General features: G+C 54.2%; 1 protein-coding gene. It reads left to right on the plus strand.

The genetic code is table 11. The features are described from left to right. Positions 1 to 18: 18 nt before the first annotated feature. A partial coding sequence (locus SB659_RS20210) for a hypothetical protein (protein ID WP_410551718.1) occupies positions 19 to 249 on the plus strand: 231 nt, incomplete at its 3' end.

Below are 249 nucleotides of genomic sequence, written 5' to 3' on the forward strand. Positions count from 1 at the left end.
GTAACAGCCACAGCGACTGTGAATGAGAACGGCAACTACACTGTAAACGCGGATGTCTCTGGCCTGGTGGATGGTGAATTAATCATCGGTGTGTCTGCTACAGACAACAATGGAGAGGACGTTACTGCGACTGGTACCGTCGAGCTGGATAACGTTGCGGGTGACCTGACAGTAACCAGTACGGTTACCGACGGGAGTATCACGGTGTCGGGTGGCTCGGTCGATATAGCTGAGGGCACCGAAGTGACC

The sequence above is a fragment of the Arthrobacter sp. SIMBA_036 genome, from assembly GCF_046535135.1.
Taxonomy (GTDB): domain Bacteria; phylum Actinomycetota; class Actinomycetes; order Actinomycetales; family Micrococcaceae; genus Arthrobacter.